At 48.6% G+C, this 245-nt stretch carries 1 pseudogene; it reads right to left on the bottom strand.

What is annotated here, in order from left to right:
- A pseudogene (locus QN359_RS19965) lies at window positions 1-245 on the bottom strand (IS3 family transposase); the annotation flags it as partial.

Below are 245 nucleotides of genomic sequence, written 5' to 3'. Positions count from 1 at the left end.
AACGCTGCTGCTTCTGCCAGCGCCTTATTTTTACGGTCTACTTCGCGTTGTAATTCTTTGATTTTTTTCTGATAGGAGTGCGTCGTTTTTTGTTGTTCAGCTTGGGCTACTGGCTGTCCATTTTGCGCTGCCACGGCCAGTTCTCGCCAGGTCTTGACTTGTGCTGGGTAAAGTCCTTTGCCACGACAATATAGTGCCAGATCGGCTTCATTGAGTGCGGCGGTTTCTACAATGATGGCGAACTT

Origin of the sequence: Undibacterium sp. 5I2, assembly GCF_035019605.1 — a bacterium.
Taxonomy (GTDB): domain Bacteria; phylum Pseudomonadota; class Gammaproteobacteria; order Burkholderiales; family Burkholderiaceae_D; genus Undibacterium.
Note: the sequence above shows the minus strand (reverse complement) of the source record. Positions and strands in the feature narration are given on the sequence as shown.